Below are 22,332 nucleotides of genomic sequence, written 5' to 3'. Positions count from 1 at the left end.
GCGGCGATCTTCGCGAACGTAAAACGGAGCTTGCGGTGCAAGGGTTTGTTTTTCAGTCAACAAAATCAATCCTGGTCGAGCCGGGGAGTTCGTCGCGTATCGGCGAACTCGCCAAGGGCCTTGGATGCAAGTCCGTGCTTCTGGTCACTGATGCTGGTGTCAAATCGGCGGGATTGCTGCAGGCTGGATTGCATGGGCTGGAACAGCAGGGCGTTGCTGTCACGCTGTTCACCGATGTGGAAGCGGATCCTCCGGTTCACGTGATCAATGCTGCGGTCAAGCTGGCGATGGAGGCGAAAGTCGACGGCGTGGTTTCAATCGGCGGCGGTAGTTCGATGGACGTCGCCAAGCTGGTTGCATTGCTGGCGGTAGGGCAGGAAAAACTTGCGGACATTTACGGTGTCGGCATAGCGAAAGGTCCGCGTCTGCCTCTGGTGCTCGCGCCCACCACGGCCGGCACTGGTTCGGAGGTGACGCCGATTTCAATCGTGACCACCGGTGAAGGGGAAAAGAAGGGTGTCGTATCTCCCATCTTGTTGCCCGATTGGGCGGTCCTGGATGCGGAGTTGACGCTCGGATTGCCTCCAGCGGTAACAGCCGCTACCGGCATTGACGCGATGGTTCACGCTATCGAAGCCTACACCAGCAAGCGGCTGAAGAATCCGCTGTCCGATGCATTGGCCCGCGAAGCCCTCAGGCTTCTTGGGGCAAATATCTATGAGGTTTGCCATAACGGGACTAATCGCGATGCGCGCCACAATATGCTCCTCGGCTCGATGCTCGCCGGAATGGCATTTGCGAACGCGCCGGTGGCGGCTGTGCATGCGTTGGCTTATCCGGTTGGTGCGCGATTCCACGTCCCGCACGGGCTGTCGAACTCCTTGGTGTTGCCGCAGGTTATCCAATTCAATGCGAGCTCCGCGGAGGCTTACTACGGCGAGCTCGCTGCTATTCTGACGCCGCAGGCGACCGGAGGCGCGCCCGATCGGACAAGGGCGCTTGTAAAAATGCTATCCAATCTTCCGGTCGAACTCGGGCTCCCCACGCGTCTGCGCGATGTCGGAATCGCGCAGACGGATGTGGCAATGCTTGCCGACGATGCGATGAAGCAGACGCGCCTTCTGGTCAACAACCCTCGCGAAGTCACCCACGCTGATGCGCTCGCGATCTATGAGGCATCGTTATGACGGCGCGAGCCAGGCCTGAATTACGTAGCGGGTATGTTCACTTTCAGGTCATGACGACGCGTTGGATGGACAACGATGTCTATCGCCACATGAACAACACGACGTACTATTCGTTCTTCGACACGCTTGTCTGCCAGTATCTTATCGAAAGGGGAGCGCTCGATATCGAGAAGAGTCCGGTGATTGGCCTTGTCGCTGAAACCACCTGCCGTTTCTTCAAGTCGATTGCTTTCCCTTCGAAGATCAATGCTGGTCTGCGCGTCGGGCATCAGGGTAACAGTAGTATTCGCTATGAAATCGGCCTCTTCAAGGACGACGAGAGTGTTGCATCTGCTCAAGGACATTTCGTGCATGTCTATGTCGATCGTGTGAGCAGCAGGCCTGTCACCTTGCCGGAGGCTGTGAGGCTGGCGGTTGCACCGCTGCTCATTGCCGGCGTGCATTCGGCGGCCGCCGAATAGCTGAGGGCGTTGAAGGAGTAATCGCATGGAAATGTCGGGACAAACGACTCTGAATGCTTCACAGGCCGATGTCTGGGCGGCGCTTAACGACCCCGGTATTCTTAAGCAGGCCATCCCGGGTTGCGAGGCGCTTGATATGACGTCGGAAACGGACTTCTCGGCATCGGTTGTCCTGAAGGTGGGGCCAATCAAGGCCAAGTTTCTCGGCCGCGTCACGCTCTCCGATATCATCCCGCTGGAAGGCTATACCATCAAGGGTCAGGGGCAGGGTGGCATTGCCGGCTTTGCCGAGGGAGGTGCCACTGTCAGACTCGAAGCGCTGGATTCAACCCATACCGTCCTTCACTATGAAGTCCAGGCAAAGGTTGGTGGCAAGATCGCGCAGCTTGGCGCGCGGCTGATTGATTCGACAGCGAAGAAGCTTGCCGGACAATTCTTCGATCGGTTTGGGGAACTGGTTAGCAGCACCCCGGAAGAGTCCGGGAATGAAGCAAACAAGGGAAGCCGGGCAGCAATCTAGATCGCCCGCAGGAGAGAGACGTTGGCAAACATCGAGGTCACGAATGATGACGCGGTTGCCGTGGTCAGGCTGAACAGGCCGGCTGAACGCAATGCCATGACGCTTGCGATGTGGCGCGACGTGGCTCGAATTTTCAGTGAACTCGGTCGCGCTCCAACCGTGCGAGCTATTGTCCTTACAGGGGCTGGCGGCAACTTTAGTGTGGGCGCGGACGTCTCGGAGTTCGCCGCAGTTCGTTCGAACGTCGAAAGCAGCGCCGCGTATGAAGTCGCCGTCGATGCGTCATCGGATGCTATCGCGGGTGTACCAAAGCCGGTGATCGCGGTTATCGAAGGTTATTGTCTTGGCGGGGGATGTCACCTGTCGATGGCGTGTGACTTCCGATTTACGCATTCTGATGCGTCAATAGGTATTCCGGCGGCAAAGCTGTCGATCGTTTACGGTATTCGCAGTACACAGCGCCTCTTGTCGCTGGTCGGACTCACCAATGCGAAGCGCATTCTCTACAGCGCCGAGCGGTTTGGAGCGGCTGAAGCTGAGAAGATGGGTTTCTCGGATCGCGTATCGGACAACCCGATGCGTGATGCCAAGGTCTTTGCGGCCAGCATCGCCATGTTGGCTCCTTTGTCGGTGGCCGGAGCGAAGTTGATCCTGACAGATCTGACAATGGGGCAAGGCGCACTGGACACGAAGGCTGCACAAAGCTTTATCGATCGAGTTTCCGCGAGCGAGGACTACGAGGAAGGTCGCAGAGCCTTCGCTGAGAAACGTCCAGCGATATTCAAGGGGCGCTGAGCAGATGAAGCCCGCCGCCTTCGATTATGTCGTCGCCGATAGTGTGGAAGTAGCAGTGTCTGCACTTGCGGCTGCGGGCGGGGACGGCAAGATTATCGCTGGCGGTCAAAGTCTTGTGCCGATGCTCAACTTCCGTCTGCTTCGGCCTTCGGTGCTGGTCGATATCAATCGAATTCCCGGTCTTGCAGGCGTCGAGGATTGCGGGGGGTCGATTAGAGTCGGCGCCTTGACACGCCACGTCACGCTCGAAACATCGCCCATTGTTGCCGAACATTTTCCCGTGTTGCATGAGGCGATGACCTTTGTCGCTCACCTCGCTATCCGCAATCGTGGCACGATTGGCGGTAGCCTGTCTCATGCAGATCCGGCCGCCGAGTTGCCGATGATGTCATTATTACTCAATGCAAGGCTGGGTATCACATCGAGCACCGGCCGACGGACCGTCGATCCGGTCGATTTCTTTCTCGGCGCGCTGACTACGAATTTGGCTGACGATGATCTTTTGACTGACATCGAGTTTCCGAAGTTGCCGCGGAAAACTGGCTGGGGATTCGAGGAAGTGGCCCGGCGATCCGGCGACTTCGCGCTCGCCTGTGTCGCAGCGACGATTTCACTGGTCGATGATGCGGTAGAAGAAGTACGGATCGGGATGATGGGGGTTGGTGAGACAGCAATGCGTGCGTCCGATGCCGAGGGTCTTCTTGCCGGCCAAAAATTGTCCGACGAATTGCTGGACGAAGCCGTGGCCTTGATCCGGGCGGCCGTCGAACCTAACACGGACCTGCACGCATCATCGGATTATCGGCGTCATCTCGTTGGTGTGCTGGCGCGTCGCGCGCTTCTGTCGGCATGGCAACGCGCCGGGAGGGCGGTTGCATGACCATTTCTCGCAGTATCACGGTGACGGTGAACGGCGTTGTGCACGAGAGGAGCGTCGAGCCGCGCCTGCTGCTGGCGGATTTTTTGCGAAGTACGCTCGCACTGACCGGAACCCATGTCGGATGCGAACATGGAGTCTGCGGTGCGTGCACAATCATTGTGAACGGCGACAGTGTGCGATCATGTCTCCTGCTGGCGGTTCAGGTGGATGGTTGCGAGGTCGAAACCGTCGAAGGCCTTGGGACCATTCATAACATGGGTGCGATCCAAAACGCATTTCAGGAGCATCACGCCCTGCAGTGCGGCTTTTGTACGCCGGGTATGCTGATGACGGCAAAGGATTTGATCGCCAAGCATCCTCTTGCGACGGAGGAAGATATTCGCGAAGGCCTGTCGGGAAATCTTTGCCGTTGCACCGGCTATGAGAACATCGTTCGTGCTGTGCGCTCGGCGTCAGTTGCGCTGAAGGAGAAGACGTCATGAAGATGCATGTTTTGTCTGGTGGTCGTCTTCGAATGAAAAGGAGCACCTATTTTCCGGATGCTGATCGTAGCGAAATGATTGATCTGCCGGTGTCCTGCATGCTGATGCGGCACGTCCAGGGGAATGTACTATTTGATACAGGATGTCATCCGCAAGTGGCTGAGAACCCTGTGGCGCGGCTGGGCGGGCTCGCGAAATTCATGACACCTGTCATGCCGCCCGGTGAACACGTCCTCAGTGGCCTTAAGTCTGTCGGGCTGGGGGCCGACGATGTCGATGTTGTGGTTTGCTCGCACTTTCATACCGACCACTGCGGCTGCAATGAATTCTTCAAGAAAGCCACGATCTTTGTTCACGCCCTTGAGCTTGAAGCGGCGAAGGCCCCGGATGCGGTGAGTAACGGCTATCTTGCGATTGACTGGGATCATCCGATCCCTCTGAACGTCATTGACAAGCAAACGGATATTTTTGGCGACGGAAAGATCACCTTGATTCCGCTGCCAGGACATACGCCAGGGACGGTCGGCGCATTGGTCAAGCTCGACCGGAGCGGCGAGTTTCTGTTGACTTCGGATGCGGTGAGTATTCGCGCCAATCTCGATACGGATGCCGTCCCGCGTAATACCAAAAATCCCGAATTATTTTTGAGATCATTCGCCGAAGTCCGCAAGATCGAATCCGGAGGCGCAACCGTCATATGTAGTCACGATAGCGCGCAGTGGAATCAACTGCGCAAGGGACCTGACGCGTATGACTGACAAGGTTCGGACCTCCAGAAAGGACATGCGAGACGTCGAGGATCTTGCGGCGCGACCGAAGATGGTCGGTGCACGCGTGAAGCGCACGGAAGATCCGCGTCTTCTGACGGGGAATGGTAGCTACGTCGACGACCGGCAGTCGGCGGGAATGCTTCACGTCGCGTTTCGGCGAAGCGATCATTCTCACGCTCGTATTCGCTCAATAGACTGCGAGGCGGCGCTTCGGTCGCCAGGCGTGATTGCCGTATTTACCGGTGCGGACTTAGAGGGGAAGATCAAGCCGCTTCTCGCAACATCCCGCATGGCGAATTATCACGCCACCCCGCTGGTCGCGCTTGCTCAGGGAAAGGTTCGCTACGTCGGGGAGCCTGTCGTCGCGGTGGTCGCCGAGAGTAGGTATCTCGCGGAGGATGCTATCGAGCTGGTCGAGATCGATTTCGAGGCTCTTCCGATCGTGATAGACCCCGAATCTGCTGCTCAGTCAGATGCGCCGCTGCTGCATGAAAGTATCGGCACGAACGTTTTGCTTTCTCGTGAATTCAAGCGCGGCGATGTCGATGCGGAGATGGAGAAAGCGGCTGTTCGCGTGTCAGGTCGCTTTCGGATGCGGCGAAAGACACCGCTCGCAATGGAAAATCGCTCGTACGTCGCCGAGTATTCGGCCGGGCAGGACGCCATCACTCTCTATTCGGCGACGCAGATTCCAGGAATTATACGGGATGCGTTGTCGGAAGCGCTCGACATGCCAGGCAATCGGCTGCGCGTTATTGCACCGGACGTTGGTGGCGGATTTGGCGGTAAGGCATCGCTTTATCCTGAAGAGCTCTTCGTCACCTTCGCAGCGCGCCATCTAGCTTGCGCGGTAAAATGGACAAGCGATCGTCTCGAAGATCTTGCTGCGACAAGTCAGGGTTTCGATGAGATCATGGAGGCCGAGCTCGGCTTCGACCAAGATGGCCTTGCGGTTGCGTTGCGTGCTGACGTTATCGGCGATGTCGGGGCGTATTCGATTTACCCATGGACGGCTGTGCTTGAGCCGGTTCAGGTGGTGAGCTTCTTGCCTGGGCCATACAAGATCCAGCACTATCGTGGCCGTGTGCGGGGAGTGGCAACCTCGAAGCCGCCGATGGGGCCATATCGCGGCGTCGGCCGTCCTGCATCGACATTCGTGACCGAACGCCTGATGGATATGGCCGCGCGCAAATTGGGCGTTGATCCGAAATCCCTTCGGCTGAAGAACATGATTCAGCCTGACGAGTTTCCGCACAGGATCGGCTCTGGTATTGTCTGGGATCAATGCAGCTTTACGGAGTGTCTTGAGGCAGCTTGCGAGACGATCGGCTACGCCGCGTTGCGTGCGCGTCAGGTTAAAGCGCGGGCCGAAGGCCGATGGTTCGGCATCGGTATGGCATGCTACGCCGAATTGACAGGCATTGGCTCGCGTATTTCTGTCGCGCCGGGCATGCCGATCAATACGGGAACTGAAACAGCCAAGATAATGATCGATTCCACCGGCGCTGTGACCGTTGCTGTTGGCACGGCAGCTCACGGGCAGGGGCATGAAACGACGTTTGCCCAAGTCGTGGCTGAGCACCTTGGAGCGCGGCTGCAGGATATTCGCGTCGTTCAAGGCGACAGCGCCGCTGTTCCGAATGCAACAGGCTCTTATGCAAGCCGTAGTGCGGTACTTGCTGGTGGTGCCGCGACGCTCGCAGCGCAGGACGTCAAGGAGAAGGTGCTGCGCGCCGCATCGCATCTCCTGGAAACCTCGGCAGCAGACCTGACGGTCGAGGACGGAAGGATTGTCGTTGCAGGTACCGACCGGGCCATGACATTTCGCGAGTTGGCGCGCGCGGTCTATTCAGAAATGGGACGTATTCCCAGCGATCAACGCGAAGAATTGTCGTCCACGAAAACCTATGACCCGGTGTTCGGGACGGCCGCTACGGCATCTCATATTGCTGTGCTGGAAATCGATCCTGAGACTTATCAGGTGAAGCTGGAGCGATTCCTCGTTGCTGAGGATTGCGGGAAACTCATTAACCCGATGATTGTTGATGGTCAGGTGCATGGCGGCGTCGCGCAGGGCATCGGTGCGGCGCTTTATGAGGAAGTGATCTACAACGACGAAGGCCAGAATGTAACCGCCAGTCTCGTTGATTATGTCGTTCCCTCTGCCAGCGAAATTCCGTCGATTACTGTCGTTCATATCGAGGCTGAGTCCAAAACCACGCTGGGCGGGTTCCGCGGGATGGGCGAAGGCGGAACGATTGGAGCGCCGGCGGCGGTGGCCAATGCCGTTTCGGACGCGCTGGCTCCACTCAGTATCGATGTCTTTGAACTTCCGGTGACGCCGGAGAGGCTGTTTCGCCTGATCGAAAATGCAAAAGCAAACTCTTGAGGAGCAAGAAAAATGGACATGCAGTTGAAGGGGAAGGTGGCGCTTGTCACCGGCGGCGCGCGTGATGTGGGGCGCGAGATCGCACTCAGTCTCGCTGCGGAAGGCGCTACGGTCGCAGTAAATTATAATGGATCACGCAGCGGCGCCGAAGCTGTGGTCGCCGAGATCGAGAGGCGCGGCGGACGAGCCAAGGCATACAAGGCCGATGTCGCGAGTTTCGACGAGGTCAGCGCCATGGTCGCCTCGATCGCGTCGGATTTCGGCGGGCTGAATATCGTCGTCAACAACGCTGGCGTCGCGCTTCGAAATCGTTTCGTCGAAACAACTCCGGAGGAGTGGCAAAAGCAGATCAACATCTGTCTGTATGGAGCGATCCATGTTTCAAAAGCTGCTGCGCCACATCTTGAGAAGGCCGGCGACGGCCGAATCATTGCTCTGGTTGGCGACTCGTCCCGCGTTGGAGAATCAGGTCTCGCCATCGTGGCCGCCGCTCGCGCGGGCGTAATTGCGCTAATGAAGTCGCTCGCTCGCGAATTCGGACGCTTCGGGACGACTGCAAACACGATCTCCCTAGGCCTGATTGAAACCCCTCATGACCTCGAATGGGTCAATGCCAATCGTGACAAGCTGACCAAACTTTATCCATTGCGCCGTCTCGGCTTTCCCTCGGACATCGCGCCGATGGTGACGCTGTTGTCGTCGAAGCATGGCGGATGGATCACCGGACAGACCGTCAGCATCAGCGGCGGGTTCAGTATGGTTTGACGAAGCGATACGGGAGAGCGGATATGCTGCAAACCGATTTAATTGCACCGGTTGCGGTGCTGCTTCAGCGCCACGCGACGGCGCGCGGGTCAAAGATTGCCTATTGTGATGCTTCGTCGAAGGTAACTTATGCCGAACTCGCAATGCGCACCGGAAATCTTGCCGGGCACTTTGCTGACAACGGGATTCGAGCTGGCGACAAGGTTGCGATTTTCCTGCCGAACTCGGTGGCCTGGATCGAGAGCTGTTTCGCGATTAATCGCGCCGGCGCAATTAGTGTGCCGATCAGCTATGACGCTACCGAATCCGAGATCTTGTATCGATTACAGGACTCGGACTGCTCAGCAGTCATCACCACGGACCAGCAAGCTGGATTAATTGCGAGATTGCGGCAGCAGGTCCCGGCTCTCAGAGTTTGCATCCTTGTTGATCGTGATTCTAAGGGTGGTGATGGATTACGTTACGAAGAACTGGCGAGCTCAGCGCCAAAATCGAAACCGCGAGATACGGATACAATCGAGCAACCTGCCTTTATTATTTATACGTCCGGCACGACCGGTAGAGCCAAGGGGGTGGTTCTTTCGGTTCACAGCATGCTGTGGGTGACAGCGGCATGCTGGGCGCCGGTCGCAGGCCTTTCCGAGAAAGACGTCGTTCTTTCGCCGCTGCCGTTGTTCCACTCGTATGCGCTGAATCTGTCGGTTCTCAGCATTCTTGCGGTCGGCGCAACCGAGTACATCATGGACAAGTACTCGACCACCGAAGCGGTGCGTCTGTTGAAGACAGGCGAATTTACCCTGTTTCCAGGCGTGCCGACGATGTTTCATTACTTCCTCGAGGCGACCAAGGCGGAGCCGGATCTCAGGATTCCGAACCTGCGGCTCAGCATGTCGGCCGGGGCGATCATGCCTGCGACGCTCAATCGGGAGTTCGAATCCCGTTTCGGTGTGAAGCTGCTGGATGGTTACGGAATTACCGAAACATCGACCATGGTAACGATGAACTGGCAGACCGGAGCTCGGGTGATGGGATCTTGCGGCTTGCCGCTCGCAGGTCTCGCGGTACGAATTGTTTCACCGGCAACCGGAGAGGATGTCGCAATTGGCGACGAAGGCGAGCTGATTGTACGCGGCCCCAACCTCATGATTGGCTATCACAACAAGCCGCAGGAGACCGCATCGGCGTTGCGAAAAGGCTGGTATCATACCGGAGATCTTGCAAAAAGCGATCGCGACGGGTTTCTTACCATCACCGGGCGGCTGAAGGAGTTGATCATTCGTGGCGGCCAGAACATTGCGCCTGCCGAAATCGAGGAAGTGGTCAATACGATCGAAAATGTGGTCGACAGCGCTGTTGTCGGTATTCCTCACGAGCATTTGGGCGAGGTCCCGGCATTGTTCGTTGTTGCCCGCTCCGGAACGGATGTAGGAACAAAAGATATCCTCGACCATTGCCGAGGACATCTGTCGTCGTACAAGGTTCCACTTTCGGTGCATTTCGTAGATGAGATTCCGCGGACAGGGTCGGGTAAGATTATCCGATTCAAGCTGCGTGAAACGCTCGTTCCTCCGGTTAACAAGGCATCCTGACCATGACTTCGAAACTGACGCTGAAAGACCCTTCTCTTTTGCGCGACACCTGCTTCGTTGGCGGGGAGTGGATTCCTGCTGACAGCGGCGGGACGATCAAGGTCGACAATCCGGCGAACGGCGATCTGGTCGGGTCGGTCCCCAATATGGGTGCCGGAGAGACGAGGCGGGCGATTAAATTTGCAAACGCTGCGCTGCCGGCATGGCGTGCGAAGACGGCGAAGGAGCGTTCCGCGATTTTGCGCAAATGGTTCGACCTGATGATCGCCCATCAGGAAGACCTTGCGGCCATCATGACCGCAGAGCAGGGCAAGCCCCTTGCCGAAAGCCGTGGAGAGATCGCCTACGCGGCGAGTTTCATCGAATGGTTCGCGGAGGAGGGAAAGCGCGTTTACGGTGACACGATTCCGCCGTTCACGGCGGATCGCCGGATTGTGGTGCTGAAGCAGCCGATCGGGGTATGCGCCGCGATTACGCCCTGGAATTTCCCGGCCGCGATGATCACCCGCAAGGCCGGACCGGCGCTTGCCGCCGGCTGTACCATGGTGGTGAAACCTGCCAGCCAGACGCCGCTCTCCGCGCTGGCTCTGGCGGTACTGGCCGAGAGAGCCGGCGTGCCGAAGGGCGTGTTCTCCGTGGTGACGGGGTCGGCTTCTGCGATCGGCGGCGAGATGACTTCCAATCCGATCGTGCGCAAGGTCACCTTCACCGGCTCGACCGAGATTGGCAAGAAACTGATGGAGCAGAGCGCTTCAACGGTGAAGCGAACGTCGATGGAACTTGGTGGCAACGCTCCATTCATTGTATTCGATGATGCGGATATCGACGCTGCCGTAAAGGGGGCGATGGCTTCGAAGTATCGCAATGCCGGACAGACCTGTGTCTGCGTCAATCGCATATTCGCGCAGGACGGAATCTACGACGCGTTTGTCGAGAAATTGTCCCAGGCCGTGCGTGGCTTGAAAGTCGGCGATGGCTTCGGCGAGGGCGTCACCATCGGGCCGCTGATCAACATGGCTGCGGTCGAGAAGGTCGAAGAACATATCGCTGATGCGACCGGAAAAGGCGCCAAGGTGGCGGTCGGCGGCAAGCGTCATGCTCTCGGCCGAACGTTTTACGAGCCGACAGTACTGACAGGCACCACGCCGGACATGCTGATCTTCCGTGAGGAGACGTTCGGCCCCGTCGCGCCGGTCTTCCGTTTCAAGACCGAGGAAGAGGCCATCCGTCTGGCCAATGATACTGAATTCGGACTTGCGGCCTATTTTTATGGCCGCGACATTGGCCGGGTTTGGCGTGTCGCGGAAGCGCTCGAATACGGCATGGTCGGCATCAATGAAGGTATTATCTCGACCGAGATCGCGCCGTTCGGCGGCGTCAAGGAAAGCGGCAACGGCCGCGAGGGCTCGAAGTACGGCATCGAGGACTATCTCGAAATCAAGTACCTTTGCATGGGTGGGATATAGATGGCCCGGATCGATCCGCTTTCAAGGTCTATGTACGGGTCTTGATTGCGCGCATGGCGTCGACAGCGGTCACGCTGCCGGTTAACAATTTCCCCAAATAAAGGTCTGCTTGGGCCATGGGGAGTTGTATGCCAGTTGTTCTTGATTCAGATGCCGCTGCTGTTCTCGCTGCCTTTCGCGAAGCCCGCCGTCCACCGTATGAAACGCTTTCTCCGGAGGAAGCCCGCCAGATGTATCTGGCCAGTCGTGTTGTTTCCAATCCCGAACCGCCCCGAATAGCATCAGCGGAATCGATGATGATACCGGGGCCGGCCGGATTGATCCCAGCACGCCTCTACAAGCCCTTGGCGCTGAGGCAGGCAGACGGCTTATCGCCGTGTCTGGTGTTTTTCCACGGCGGAGGCTGGGTTATTGGCGACCTCGACTCTCACGACGTCGTTTGCCGTACGCTCGCCCATGAAGGTCAGCTTATCGTCATCTCGGTCGATTACCGGCTTGCGCCAGAGCATAAGTTTCCGGCGGCCGTGGACGATGCCATCGCAGCGACGGACTGGATTTCACAGAACGCTCGCGATCTGAAGATAGATGATGCACAGCTGATCGTTGGAGGCGATAGCGCCGGTGGTAATCTCGCTGCAGTCGTATCGATCAATGCAAGGGACGCGGGACCAAGGATTGCAGGCCAGGTGCTGATCTATCCTGCGACCGATTTTTCAATGAGCCATCCCTCGCATAGCGAACCCGAAACGGACGCCTTGCTCACACATTCCGTCATCCGCTGGTTTCGCGATCACTATCTCAATAGTGCGGCGGACTGTGAGGATTGGCGAGCTTCTCCGGCGTGCGTAAAGCACCTCTCAGGTTTGCCCCCTGCCTTTATCCTGACGGCCGGCGCAGATCCCTTGCGCGACGAAGGCGATCAGTTCGCAAAACGCCTCAGCGAGGCGGGCGTGCCGGTCGTCCACCGGATGTATCCCGGTCAATTCCATGGCTTCATCACCATGGGCAAGCTGCTCCCCAAGGCAAATGACGCGCTGCGCAAAGTCGGCGATTGGCTCAAGAGTTTGGGATAGCCGCCTTCATCGCAGGCGCATAGCAGCCCAGCGCAGGATTTGCGAATGGTGTCTTTACGGACGGAAATGAAGGTTCTCGCCGGTAAAATCCCTCAAAGTCCCCGTCGTTAAGCAGGGGCACGATTCCAGCCTGCCACAGTTTGCAAACCTTATGACTTGCAAAATGAAAGTCATAATCTATCCTGAGCTGAAAGGAGCGGAAAATCCCGGCTCCGATGCATCAAGAGACAAACGGAGGAACTGTCGGTGAAACTCGCAACATACCGTCTGAATGACAAGGAGAGCGTCGCGATCGTCCATAATGGCGACGCGAGTCTATTTGACCTTGCAACAGCTTCCTCGCGCGCAGGGAATGCCAATCCTGCATTCAGCTCCATGATAGCGTTGATCGATGGTGGTGACGCTATGCTCGATCAGGCCAGAGCGTTGTTTGATCGCTATGGCAGCGACATGGATTTGTCGACTGCTGTTTCGGGTGCAGAAATTCTCGCGCCTCTACCCGAGCCGCGTCAGATGCGGGATGGTATGTCGTTTCCGCTGCATATCCGTCAATCGCCTCGCGGCCAACTGAAACTGAAAGCGCGGGCAGAAGGCGATAAGGCCGAACTAGCCCGCCTGGAGGCCGAGCCGTTACCTGAGCTTCCTGAAATCTACCGTAAGCAACCAATCTATTACATCACCAACCGTTTCAGCGTGAAGGGCACCAATACGACTGTCAAATGGCCGCGATACAGTAAGGTCATGGATTACGAGCTTGAATTCGGCATCATTACCAAGGGCAAGGGTGCCAATATCTCGGCTGCCAAAGCTCATGATCACATTTTTGGCTATACGATCTTCAACGATTTCTCGGCGCGCGATGCTCAGCGCGTCGAAATGGAAGGCCGGCTCGGTCCAGCGAAAGGTAAAAGCTTTGACGGCGGCAATGTGCTTGGGCCGTGGATCGTCACCCCCGATGAAATCGGTGACCCCTACAAGCTGAACATGGAAGTTCGCGTCAATCGCGAGGTGCGTTCAAACGGTGTAAGCGACGGCATGCTATTCTCTTTTGAAGAAATCATCGAACACGTTACCCAGGACGAAACCCTGATGCCGGGTGAATTCATCGGCTCCGGTACGGTGGGCAACGGGTGTGGTCTGGAGCTTGGCTGGTTTCTCGAGCATGGCGACGAAATCGAGCTCGAAGTCGAGAGGATCGGCGTCCTCAAGAACCGAGTCGAGCGGCAAGATGGCTGATCTGCGTGAATCTTGACTTGCAAATTGCAAGTCATAGGCTAGGCTTCCTCCCGTAACGATATTGGCGCGAAATGAATGCGCCTGCAGAACGGGAGGCGTACTTTGTCCGAGGATGCACTGGTTACGCGCGAGCAGCGCGGCAATATCTCAATCCTGACGATGGTTTACCGGCCTTATAATCTCTTGGGGCCCAAGCTCATCAATGCCATCGTGGAGAAGGTTGAGGAGGCGCAGAAAGACGGAAGCCGTGCGATTGTGATCCGCAGCGGATTGCGGCACTTCTCGGCCGGCGCCGATCTCGATATTTTCGACAAGCGGGTCGCGGAGGGTAGCGGCGATCAGGCGAACGAAAACCGCCGCCTGACTGGCGTGGAATTCCTTCGCTTCATGGAATTGCTGCCCATCCCGCTGATCGCAAGCGTACATGGCGTCTGCCTCGGCGGCGGACTGGAGCTGGCCTTAAGCTGCGATTACATCGTTGCTGCATCGTCGGCGAAGATCGGTTCAGTGGAAGCCACGCTTGGTCTTCACCCGCTACTGGGTGGTATCCAGCGCCAGGTTCAGCGCATTGGCGCGCAGCGCGCCAAGGAAATGTCAATGCTGGCGCGGCGGTATGATGCCCCGACCCTTGAAAAGTGGGGACTGATCAATCTCACCGTTCCGGAAGAGTCGCTGGAGAGCGCGACGATGTCGGTTGCGGAAGAATTCGCGCAGGGGCCGACGTTGGCTCACGCGGCGACCAAGCAGCTTGTGCATATCGCGGTCAACGAAGGTGTTGATGCCGCTGACGAGGCCATGGCGCGCATTCAGGCGCCGATCTGGTCATCCGAAGACCTCAAGACCGGGCTCGCTTCGTTCCGTAAGAACGGCCCGGGTCTCGCCAAGTTCGCGGGGCGCTGACATGAGCGGTCCTCTGAGCGGAATTCGTATCGTCGACTTTTCCCGCGTGCTGGCCGGCCCCCTGTGCGCGCGTACATTGCAAGACCTTGGTGCCGAGGTCATCAAGATCGAACCGCCGAGCCCGGACGTGTCGCGCTTTGCGTTTCCGTCGACTGACGGCATGTCAGGGTATTACGCCCAGCAGAATGCCGGAAAGCGCAACGTCAGTATCAATCTGAATTTGCCGGGCGCTTATGAACTGGCACTGAAACTGTGCGACACAGCGGACATCGTGGTGGAGAATTTCCGCGCAGGGACGCTCGGATTTTTCGGCCTCGATTATGAAACGCTGTCTAAACGTAATCCGCGGCTGATTTACGCGTCCATCACGGGATACGGCCAGAGCGGCCCGTGGCGCAGCCGCATGGCTTACGCACCGACAGTGCAGGCCGAGGCAGGGTTCACCCACAACAGCGTCCGCCACTACGGCGAAGCGCTCGCCGAACCGCGGACCGACAGCCTGTCGCATGCTGACGTTTACACTGGTTTGCAGGCGGTGATTGCGATTCTTGCCGCGCTCAACAGCCGCCAGAAGACCGGGCGAGGTCAGTACATCGATGTCGCTATGGCGGCGACGCTGCTAGCGATTAATGAACGAGCCCATCTTGATATGTCGGATGACGACATCGGAGCGGAGCCGGCGATTCTGGGTGCTACTGACTGTTCGTTCTTCACGGGTCCGAACGGTGAGCATTTCACGGTAGCAACGAGCATTGTCGGCAGCCGCACGTTTCCGTCGTGGCTGCGTGCCATGCGCCGTGTTGATCTGATGGATGATCCTCGCTTCTCGTCGGCGGCAGCTCGCCGCCTGAATTTCGGCGCGCTGCATCAGATCATTCAGTCGTGGATGCTGACTTTTCCCGATATGGCGACACTTGATGCCCAGTTTGACGAAGCCAAAATCGCGATGGGAGAAATTCGCTCGACCAAGGATCTCATCAAATCGGAGTGGAGTGAATACTGGGGGGCTGTTCAACATGTGCCGGACCGCAGCGGTGGCGAATACCGTTTACCCGGTCGGCCGTGGCATTTCTCCGGCGACGAGCTGACGCCAATTGGAGCACCTGCTTTTCAGGGTGAGCATAACTACGCGGTGTTCAGTGAGCTCGGAGTTCCCGAAGCCGAGTTGAAGCGTCTGGCTGAGACGGGTGTGCTTGTTTCACACCCTCGGGCGTCGCAGCCGGAGCCGTCTGTGAAAGCCGGGGAATCCGGCTAGGCGGCCTGATCATTAATGTCTTGAAACTCGATCGTCGGCCGCGCGTCCGCGCGGCTGAAGCGCACAATTGTGTCTGGAGGACGTCGAAATGCGCATGATGACAGTCATGGCATATGTTGCAGCGGCCGCAGTATTGGCCTGGGGCACCGCCAGCGCGGCCGAGAAGAAATATGATACAGGCGCGACTGACAGCGAGATCAAGATTGGCAATACCATGCCCTACAGCGGGCAGGGTTCTGCCTGGAGTCTACTGGGCAAGGCTGAGGCGGCATATTTCGAGAAGGTGAATGCCGAGGGCGGTGTGAACGGCCGCAAGATCAGATTTATTAGTTATGACGATGCTTACAGCCCGCCCAAGACGGTGGAGCAAACCCGCAGGCTGGTCGAGAATGATGAGGTTCTGCTGCTGTTCAGCATGTTCGGCGTTCCGACCAACACGGCCATCCATAAATATGTCAATGCGAAGAAAGTGCCCCATCTCTTTGTCGGCGGTGGCGGATCGAAATGGAACGATCCAAAAAACTTTCCATGGACAACCGGATTCCAGCCGTCGTTTCTGACGGAGGGCAGGGTTTACGGTCAATATGTTGCGGCCAATCACCCGGGTGGAAAGATCGCGGTCCTCTACCAGAATGACGATTACGGCAAGGACATCCTGAACGGACTGAAGCAGGGTCTAGGCGCGAAAGCCTCGATGATCGTGGCGGAGACGAGCTATGAAGTTTCGGTCCCGACGGTCGATTCCCAGGTCGTCGCGCTAAAGGCCAGTGGCGCCGATATCTTCATGAACTTTACCGGCCCGAAATTCGCAGCCCAAGCGATCCGGAAGATTGCGGAACTGGGATGGAAGCCGGTCCATATTCTCAACATCCCTTCAGCTTCGATCGGCAGCGTCATCAAACCTGCGGGATTTGATGTGTCACAAGGCATTGTCAGTGGCGGGTTCCTCAAGGACGCTACGGATCCGGCGATGGCCGGAGATCCGGGCGTCAAGGCCTATCTCGCCTTTCTGGAAAAATACTATCCGGGGGCAGATGTGACCGCGACAGGCAACACCCAAGGTTATGTCATGGCGCAGACGATGGTGCAGGTCTTGAAACAGGCGGGCGATGATCTCACCCGTGACAATGTTATGCGTCAGGCTTCAAATATCCGGAATTTTGAGATCGACATGCTGATGCCGGGGATCAGAGTCAACACCAGTCCGGATGATCTGGCCCCCATAAAATCCATGCAGCTTCGACGTCTGGTGGGCGAGCGCTGGCAGCCGTTCGGCACGATTATAGATGCTGCTTCCGGCCCTTGACCGGACAATGGCTGGGACCACAGGGTTCAAACCCTACTAAAAGCGGGCAGGAGGGCGCTGGACAGGCGAATAGCGGGCTCCATATTGTGAGGAGCAAGATTCGAGAATTGGAAGACAGCAAATGGCTGATGTGAAGCGAAGCCGAATTGCCAACAGGGAATGTTCGGTGGCGCGCGCCATGGAAGCATTGGGAGACAGGTGGTCGATCCTGCTGCTGCGCGAGGCCTATTATGGCGTCAAGCGTTTCGATGAATTCCAGTACTATGTCGGCATAGCACCAAACATTCTCAGTACCCGCCTGAAGAAACTCGTGGATGCCGGGATCATGACCCGTGTTCCTCTGCCTGAACACGCCGGCCGATATGAATATGTCTTGACGGAGAAGGGCCGGGATTTCTTTCCGACCTATCTGGCGCTCAAAAAATGGGGGGATGACTGGCTGGCTGAGCCTGCGGGGCCGCAGGTCGTTTTCCATGACCGTTCTAATGGGCAGGAAATCCAGTACCCCGAATTGTTGACTGCGCAGGGCAAACCGCTCAGCCTTGAAGATATCGAGATTGTTGCCGGTTCCGGCGCCGTGCCGTTCAACCGGAAGAGATTTGGTGCGGTCGCCATTCGCCCCGATATTGGCGGGGGCAAAGCAGGTGCAAAGGCTCGTGCATCCTCATCGAGACGGAAGAGCAAATAAGACTGCAACCTGGTTGAGCGCCTGGATCTGCGATCATGGCACCGCGATCAGAGATGTCAGTGCTCTTGCAACCTCTGTTTTGACGAGGTGCTGGCGATATTCCGCTGACGCATAATGATCGGACAGACATGGTGCTTGCTCGCTTGCAAGCCGCGCCGTCATTTCGATGGTCTCGCGGAGGAGGGCCTTGCCGATCAGGTAGCCAGTCGCGGCTTCGGCCGCAAAAGCGTGACCGGCAGCACCTGTGACACCGATGGAAGCCTCCGAGACGACACCATCCGCCAGAGATACACCGACGGCTACGCCGACAACGGCATAGCCGCTCGCAGGGTGCCGGATTTTGCGATACCTGAACCGGGTCCCGGCGTCGGGACGGGAGATATGGATCGCTACCAGGACTTCGTCGACTTCCAGAGCAGTCGTGAAGATGTCGAGGAAGAAATCCCTCGCGCCGATGCGCCGGGAGCCGCTGGGACCCATGATCTCCAATTCCGCCTTCAGAGCGGTGACAACGGCCGGCCAGTCGGCCGCCGGGTCGGCATTCGCCAACGATCCGCCGATGGTTCCGCGATTGCGCACTTGCGGATCGGCGATGATATCAGCGGCTTGTCGGAAGATAGGCAGCACGTCGTACAGCTCATTGGACGCGAGGAGTTCAGCATGTGTGGTCAGCGCTCCGATCCTGACCCAGTCTCCGATCTCTATCCCCTTCAATTCCTTGAGGTTGCGGATATCGACCAGCAACGCAGGTGATGCAAGGCGCAGTTTCAGCGTCGGGATCAGTGTATGGCCGCCAGCCACGAGCTTGGTGCTGTCAGGGTCTTGCTGCAGCAGGTCAACTGCTTCGCGAAGCGAAGTCGCTCGAACGTAGTCGAATGAGGCCGGGATCATTGGCTTACTCCTGCGCGTGCGCGTTGAACTGCGGACCAGATACGCGGCGGCGTCATCGGCATATCCAGATGTAGGATTTCGAACGGCGACAGTGCGTCGAGCACTGCGTGCACCATGCATGGTGGTGCCGCAATGGATCCGCTTTCGCCGACGCCTTTGACACCGATCGGATTGGTGGGAGACGGCGTTTCCTGGAAGGACGTCCGGATACTTGGAACATGTTCCGCGCGCGGAACTGCATAATCGAGCAATGAACCGGTCATTAATTGCCCGGTATCAGGATCGTAACTGACCTCTTCGTACAGAGCCTGAGCGATGCCCTGCACAACGCCACCGTGAATTTGTCCAGCTGCGAGCAGGGGATTGATGATCGTACCGACATCGTCCACCGCGACATAATCGAGGATATCGACCATGCCGGTTTCAGGATCGACTTCGATATATGCCATATGGATTCCAGAAGGCGACCCCATGCCAGCCGGATCGTAAAACGTCGTTTCGTCAAGACCCGGCTCCATGCCGTCAGGCAACTTGTGGCCGACATAGGCCATGCGGGCGATCTTGCCGAAGCTGAGTGGTGCGATATCTGTACCCGGCACGCTGAATTCCCCGGCCCGGTACGAAACGTCCTTTTCATCCACCTCTAGCATGCTTGCTGCGATCTTCTTGGCTTTGGCGACGATCCGTTGTGATGTGACGTGAACGCTCGATCCGCCGACTGCCATGGAGCGGGAATTGAAAGTGCCGTGGCCGGCCTGAACCTGCCGCGTATCGCCCTGCACAATGTCGATGCTTTCGATCGGAATCTGAAGAACGTCTGCCGCGATCTGGGCAAGTGACGTGTTGTGGCCATGGCCCTGGCTCATGGAGCCGGAGAAGATCGTAGCGCGCCCGCTCGAGTCGATGCTTACACGGGCGCTTTCCCAGCCTCCGCGATTGAATCCCATCAGTGACAGGCGGCGCGATGGGGCCATGCCGCACATATGAGTGTAAGCGGCGACGCCGATGCCGCGATAACGGCCTTCACTGCGCAACTGATCGCGTTCGGCGATCCGCTCGTCGTATTTGAATGCCTCCAGAGCTTTTGCCAGCAAGCCTTGGTAGTTGCCGCTGTCGTAGATCACAGCCGGTCCGTTATAAGGCCGATGAGGGAAGTCGGCGCGCTGAATGAAATTCCGTTTGCGCACTTCGACCTGATCGAGCTTCAGATGACGTGCGACTGCGTCGATGGCGCGCTCCGCGATGTATCCGCCTTCGGGGCGGCCATAGCCGCGGTAGGCATCGACCGGAACGGTATTGGTGACAACGACCCGGGAGAATGCCTCGTAGTTGTCGATCTTGTACGTGCCCGTGCCGAAGTTGACCGTATTCACGGTCGGGCCGCCGGACGCCATGTTCGACAGGTAGGCGCCGACGTTGCCCAGCGTTTCAACTCTCAGTCCGAGAATCTTTCCATCGTTGCGGAATGCAACCTCGATGGTCTCGGTATGTGCACGCCCGTGGTTGGTGGATTGATGGCTCTCCGAGCGGGACTCCCACCATTTCACAGGCACGCGGAGCTGGCGCGCAAGATAAGGGCAGAGCAGTTCCTCGGGATAAAGATGCATCTTTGCGCCGAACCCGCCGCCGATGTCGGGCGCGACGATCCGGAGCTGGTGCTCAGGAATGCGGACAGTATCGGCGATCCAGCGCCTGTGCATGTGAGGGACCTGACTCTGGATGTTAACGGTCAGTGTTCCATCGACGTTCGGCTCCGCAAGGATCGAGCGCGTCTCCATGCAGGTGGGTATCAGGCGGTTGTTGATCACACGAAGCTTGATTACGTGGTCCGCTTCGCTGGCGGCCTTCTTGTAGTCACCACCGCCAATCTTGTAGAGCGTCGTAATGTTCTTCGGTACGTTGTCATGAAGCTGCGGCGCACCCTCGCGGATCGCGGCCTCTTCATCGATGACGGCAGGGAGCGTCTCGTATTCAACTTCGATCAATCCGACAGCGTCGTGAGCCAGGGCCTGCGTTTCGGCGACGACGACCGCAACGCATTCACCGACGAAACGGACACGATCCACCGCAACAACCGGACGATCTGGCACTTTGGTCCCCGGAATGACCCAGTTGGGTTCTATCGAGCCCATTTTTCCGACGAGGTCGGCACCGCACAAAACAAGATGAACACCTGGCGCGCTCTGAGCCGTAGACAGATCAACATGCTTGATGATGGCATGGGCATGCGGTGAGCGGAGAATCGCCATGTGGAGCATGCCCGGCGACTTCATGTCGTCCGTATAGCGCCCCTTACCGGTAATGAACTTGAAGTCTTCGCGTCGCCGAAGCGGCTGACCCATGTACTTGATGGCGGCTGCTTCAGTCATGATGATGTGCTCCCGCTGCAAGCGATTCAACTGCCCGCACGATGTTGTGGTAGCCGGTGCAGCGGCAAATGTTACCGGTGAGGTTGTGGCGGATTTCGTCTTCCGTGGGATTCGGGTGTTGCTTGAGCAACTGGCGGACGCTCATGATCATTCCCGGCGTGCAGAAACCGCATTGCAGGGCGTGATGTTCGTGAAACGCTGCTTGAATGGGATGCAGTGCGCCGCCGGCCGGTGCTAGGCCCTCGATCGTCGTGATGGACGACCCATCGGCCATCACAGCGAGAACGGTGCAGGATTTGACCGCTTGTCCATCGATATCGACGGTGCATGCGCCGCATTGCGAGGTATCGCAGCCGACATGTGTGCCGGTTAGATTCAGATCGTCCCGCAGCAGATGGACCAGCAGCTTGCGCGCCTCCACCGAGGCGGTCTGGCGTATGCCGTTGACGGTTAACGTCACCGTGTGTTGTTTTTCGTTGGCTTCTAGCACTTGTTCCTCCGAAATACGCGTAGCCGTTCGACGGCTGTTTGATTGGGCGGATACCGCCGCTGCCTCAGGAGAAGCTGATGTTCGCTATATCGATAGCGACGCCGACAGGTGAAGGGACCGCAGTGCCATCCGGGTTGCGGCGCAGCGCGCGCCGCTTGGTCGCGATCTTGATGCCGTCGAACGTCTTGTAGTCCTCGACATAGTGAGCCGTGGGAATGTTGCTTGTGACCTCTGCTCCGTAGTCCAGCCGGCAGACCAGGCCGTCGCCATTGATATGAAAGATCTGTTCGGAGCAGTGGGTGGCAACGGTATGGGGGAAAGTCACTTTGAGTCTGCGGCGAACTTCGCCATTTTCATTCCAAGGATCGATTTCTTCGGTTTTGAACCCCGGTAATGCGAACATGAAAGGCGTGCAGAGATAATTCCACATTGCGTAGCCGCTGAAGTACGCGAGATGGAGGGCGTCCCAGGGTGTTTCCGGCTTGTGGCCTTCGAACGCCGAGCGTGGATCGTGTCGTTCCTCCAGCACTTGCCCGTCGAGGGTCTCAACGGCTGTATGATCTGGCCGATAGATGCTGCGTTTGTTCGGGTCTGTGAACGGGCGATAGCTGGTCGATTGCGACTTGGTATCGATGGTGACATGGACGTCCTTGAGGACATCCGGCCAGCCCTTTCTTGCCCAGAGCAAGCCAGTGATGGACATATCGCCGTCGATGGCCTTCACTTTATTCCAACGATCGATACCTCCGTGTGCATCGATCACAAGGTCGCGAAGCTTGCTCATGGTTGCCGTCCCTAAACCGCTGTTTTTGTGATGTCG

The 22,332-nt window shown here is 57.8% G+C and carries 21 protein-coding genes; 17 read left to right on the top strand and 4 right to left on the bottom strand.

The window, feature by feature from the left end:
• Nucleotides 1–35 precede the first annotated feature (35 nt).
• The 17 genes from I554_RS0101165 to I554_RS0101085 all read left to right on the top strand — a co-directional run bounded on the left by I554_RS0101165 (nucleotide 36) and on the right by I554_RS0101085 (nucleotide 17,762).
• Nucleotides 36–1,187 carry an iron-containing alcohol dehydrogenase gene (locus I554_RS0101165; RefSeq protein ID WP_024573671.1) on the top strand — a complete coding sequence of 384 codons (1,152 nt, stop codon included), beginning with the start codon at nucleotides 36–38 and terminating at the stop codon, nucleotides 1,185–1,187.
• Nucleotides 1,184–1,648, top strand: coding sequence for an acyl-CoA thioesterase (locus I554_RS0101160; protein WP_024573672.1), 465 nt, complete (start codon nucleotides 1,184–1,186; stop codon nucleotides 1,646–1,648). Before I554_RS0101165 ends, I554_RS0101160 begins: the two co-directional genes overlap by 4 nt.
• 25 nt (nucleotides 1,649–1,673) lie before the next feature.
• The gene (locus I554_RS0101155) at nucleotides 1,674–2,168 is read left to right on the top strand and encodes a carbon monoxide dehydrogenase subunit G (RefSeq protein WP_024573673.1); all 495 of its coding nucleotides are present in this window, start codon (nucleotides 1,674–1,676) and stop codon (nucleotides 2,166–2,168) included.
• Nucleotides 2,169–2,189: 21 nt separating this feature from the next.
• Nucleotides 2,190–2,963 carry an enoyl-CoA hydratase-related protein gene (locus tag I554_RS0101150; RefSeq protein ID WP_024573674.1) on the top strand — a complete coding sequence of 258 codons (774 nt, stop codon included), beginning with the start codon at nucleotides 2,190–2,192 and terminating at the stop codon, nucleotides 2,961–2,963.
• A 4-nt stretch (nucleotides 2,964–2,967) separates the two neighbouring features.
• Nucleotides 2,968–3,843, top strand: a complete 876-nt coding sequence (locus I554_RS0101145) for a xanthine dehydrogenase family protein subunit M (protein ID WP_024573675.1) — start codon at nucleotides 2,968–2,970, stop codon at nucleotides 3,841–3,843.
• On the top strand, nucleotides 3,840–4,325 hold the full coding sequence (locus I554_RS0101140; RefSeq protein WP_024573676.1) for a (2Fe-2S)-binding protein: 486 nt from the start codon (nucleotides 3,840–3,842) through the stop codon (nucleotides 4,323–4,325). Before I554_RS0101145 ends, I554_RS0101140 begins: the two co-directional genes overlap by 4 nt.
• Nucleotides 4,322–5,083 (top strand): N-acyl homoserine lactonase family protein, encoded by a 762-nt coding sequence (locus I554_RS0101135; RefSeq protein ID WP_024573677.1) that lies wholly within the window; start codon nucleotides 4,322–4,324, stop codon nucleotides 5,081–5,083. Before I554_RS0101140 ends, I554_RS0101135 begins: the two co-directional genes overlap by 4 nt.
• On the top strand, nucleotides 5,076–7,484 hold the full coding sequence (locus tag I554_RS0101130) for a xanthine dehydrogenase family protein molybdopterin-binding subunit (protein WP_244432692.1): 2,409 nt from the start codon (nucleotides 5,076–5,078) through the stop codon (nucleotides 7,482–7,484). The genes I554_RS0101135 and I554_RS0101130 overlap by 8 nt, the downstream gene beginning before the upstream one ends.
• 12 nt (nucleotides 7,485–7,496) lie before the next feature.
• Entirely contained in the window at nucleotides 7,497–8,249 is a 753-nt protein-coding gene (locus tag I554_RS0101125; protein ID WP_024573679.1) for an SDR family oxidoreductase, read from the top strand.
• A gap of 23 nt (nucleotides 8,250–8,272) precedes the next feature.
• Complete coding sequence (locus tag I554_RS0101120; RefSeq protein ID WP_024573680.1) at nucleotides 8,273–9,838, top strand: class I adenylate-forming enzyme family protein; 1,566 nt, start codon at nucleotides 8,273–8,275, stop codon at nucleotides 9,836–9,838.
• Between the two features lie 2 nt (nucleotides 9,839–9,840).
• The gene (gabD, locus tag I554_RS0101115) at nucleotides 9,841–11,304 is read left to right on the top strand and encodes an NADP-dependent succinate-semialdehyde dehydrogenase (RefSeq protein WP_024573681.1); all 1,464 of its coding nucleotides are present in this window, start codon (nucleotides 9,841–9,843) and stop codon (nucleotides 11,302–11,304) included.
• Nucleotides 11,305–11,432: 128 nt separating this feature from the next.
• A complete protein-coding gene (locus I554_RS0101110) occupies nucleotides 11,433–12,377 on the top strand; it encodes an alpha/beta hydrolase (protein WP_024573682.1) in 945 nt (314 codons plus the stop codon).
• A gap of 246 nt (nucleotides 12,378–12,623) precedes the next feature.
• Nucleotides 12,624–13,613 (top strand): fumarylacetoacetate hydrolase family protein, encoded by a 990-nt coding sequence (locus tag I554_RS0101105; protein ID WP_024573683.1) that lies wholly within the window; start codon nucleotides 12,624–12,626, stop codon nucleotides 13,611–13,613.
• Nucleotides 13,614–13,715: 102 nt separating this feature from the next.
• Nucleotides 13,716–14,513: an enoyl-CoA hydratase/isomerase family protein gene (locus I554_RS0101100; RefSeq protein WP_024578255.1), complete on the top strand. Its 798-nt coding sequence runs from the start codon at nucleotides 13,716–13,718 to the stop codon at nucleotides 14,511–14,513.
• A 1-nt stretch (nucleotide 14,514) separates the two neighbouring features.
• On the top strand, nucleotides 14,515–15,768 hold the full coding sequence (locus tag I554_RS0101095) for a CoA transferase (protein ID WP_024573685.1): 1,254 nt from the start codon (nucleotides 14,515–14,517) through the stop codon (nucleotides 15,766–15,768).
• A gap of 88 nt (nucleotides 15,769–15,856) precedes the next feature.
• Entirely contained in the window at nucleotides 15,857–17,074 is a 1,218-nt protein-coding gene (locus tag I554_RS0101090; RefSeq protein ID WP_024573686.1) for an ABC transporter substrate-binding protein, read from the top strand.
• A gap of 121 nt (nucleotides 17,075–17,195) precedes the next feature.
• The gene (locus I554_RS0101085) at nucleotides 17,196–17,762 is read left to right on the top strand and encodes a helix-turn-helix domain-containing protein (RefSeq protein WP_024573687.1); all 567 of its coding nucleotides are present in this window, start codon (nucleotides 17,196–17,198) and stop codon (nucleotides 17,760–17,762) included.
• A gap of 33 nt (nucleotides 17,763–17,795) precedes the next feature.
• Here I554_RS0101085 and I554_RS0101080 read toward each other — a convergent pair whose 3' ends face one another.
• From I554_RS0101080 to I554_RS0101065, 4 genes are all read right to left on the bottom strand, one after another.
• The gene (locus I554_RS0101080) at nucleotides 17,796–18,653 is read right to left on the bottom strand and encodes a xanthine dehydrogenase family protein subunit M (protein ID WP_024573688.1); all 858 of its coding nucleotides are present in this window, start codon (nucleotides 18,651–18,653) and stop codon (nucleotides 17,796–17,798) included.
• Nucleotides 18,650–21,022: a xanthine dehydrogenase family protein molybdopterin-binding subunit gene (locus I554_RS0101075; RefSeq protein ID WP_024573689.1), complete on the bottom strand. Its 2,373-nt coding sequence runs from the start codon at nucleotides 21,020–21,022 to the stop codon at nucleotides 18,650–18,652. The genes I554_RS0101080 and I554_RS0101075 overlap by 4 nt, the downstream gene beginning before the upstream one ends.
• Nucleotides 21,015–21,512, bottom strand: a complete 498-nt coding sequence (locus tag I554_RS0101070; RefSeq protein WP_024573690.1) for a (2Fe-2S)-binding protein — start codon at nucleotides 21,510–21,512, stop codon at nucleotides 21,015–21,017. Before I554_RS0101070 ends, I554_RS0101075 begins: the two co-directional genes overlap by 8 nt.
• 64 nt (nucleotides 21,513–21,576) lie before the next feature.
• Nucleotides 21,577–22,296, bottom strand: coding sequence for a hypothetical protein (locus I554_RS0101065; protein WP_024573691.1), 720 nt, complete (start codon nucleotides 22,294–22,296; stop codon nucleotides 21,577–21,579).
• Nucleotides 22,297–22,332: the final 36 nt, after the last annotated feature.

Source organism: Afipia sp. OHSU_II-C1 (assembly GCF_000497575.1).
Classification (GTDB): domain Bacteria; phylum Pseudomonadota; class Alphaproteobacteria; order Rhizobiales; family Xanthobacteraceae; genus Afipia.
The sequence above is the reverse complement of the archived record's forward strand: the minus strand, read 5'-3'. Positions and strand labels throughout refer to the sequence as shown.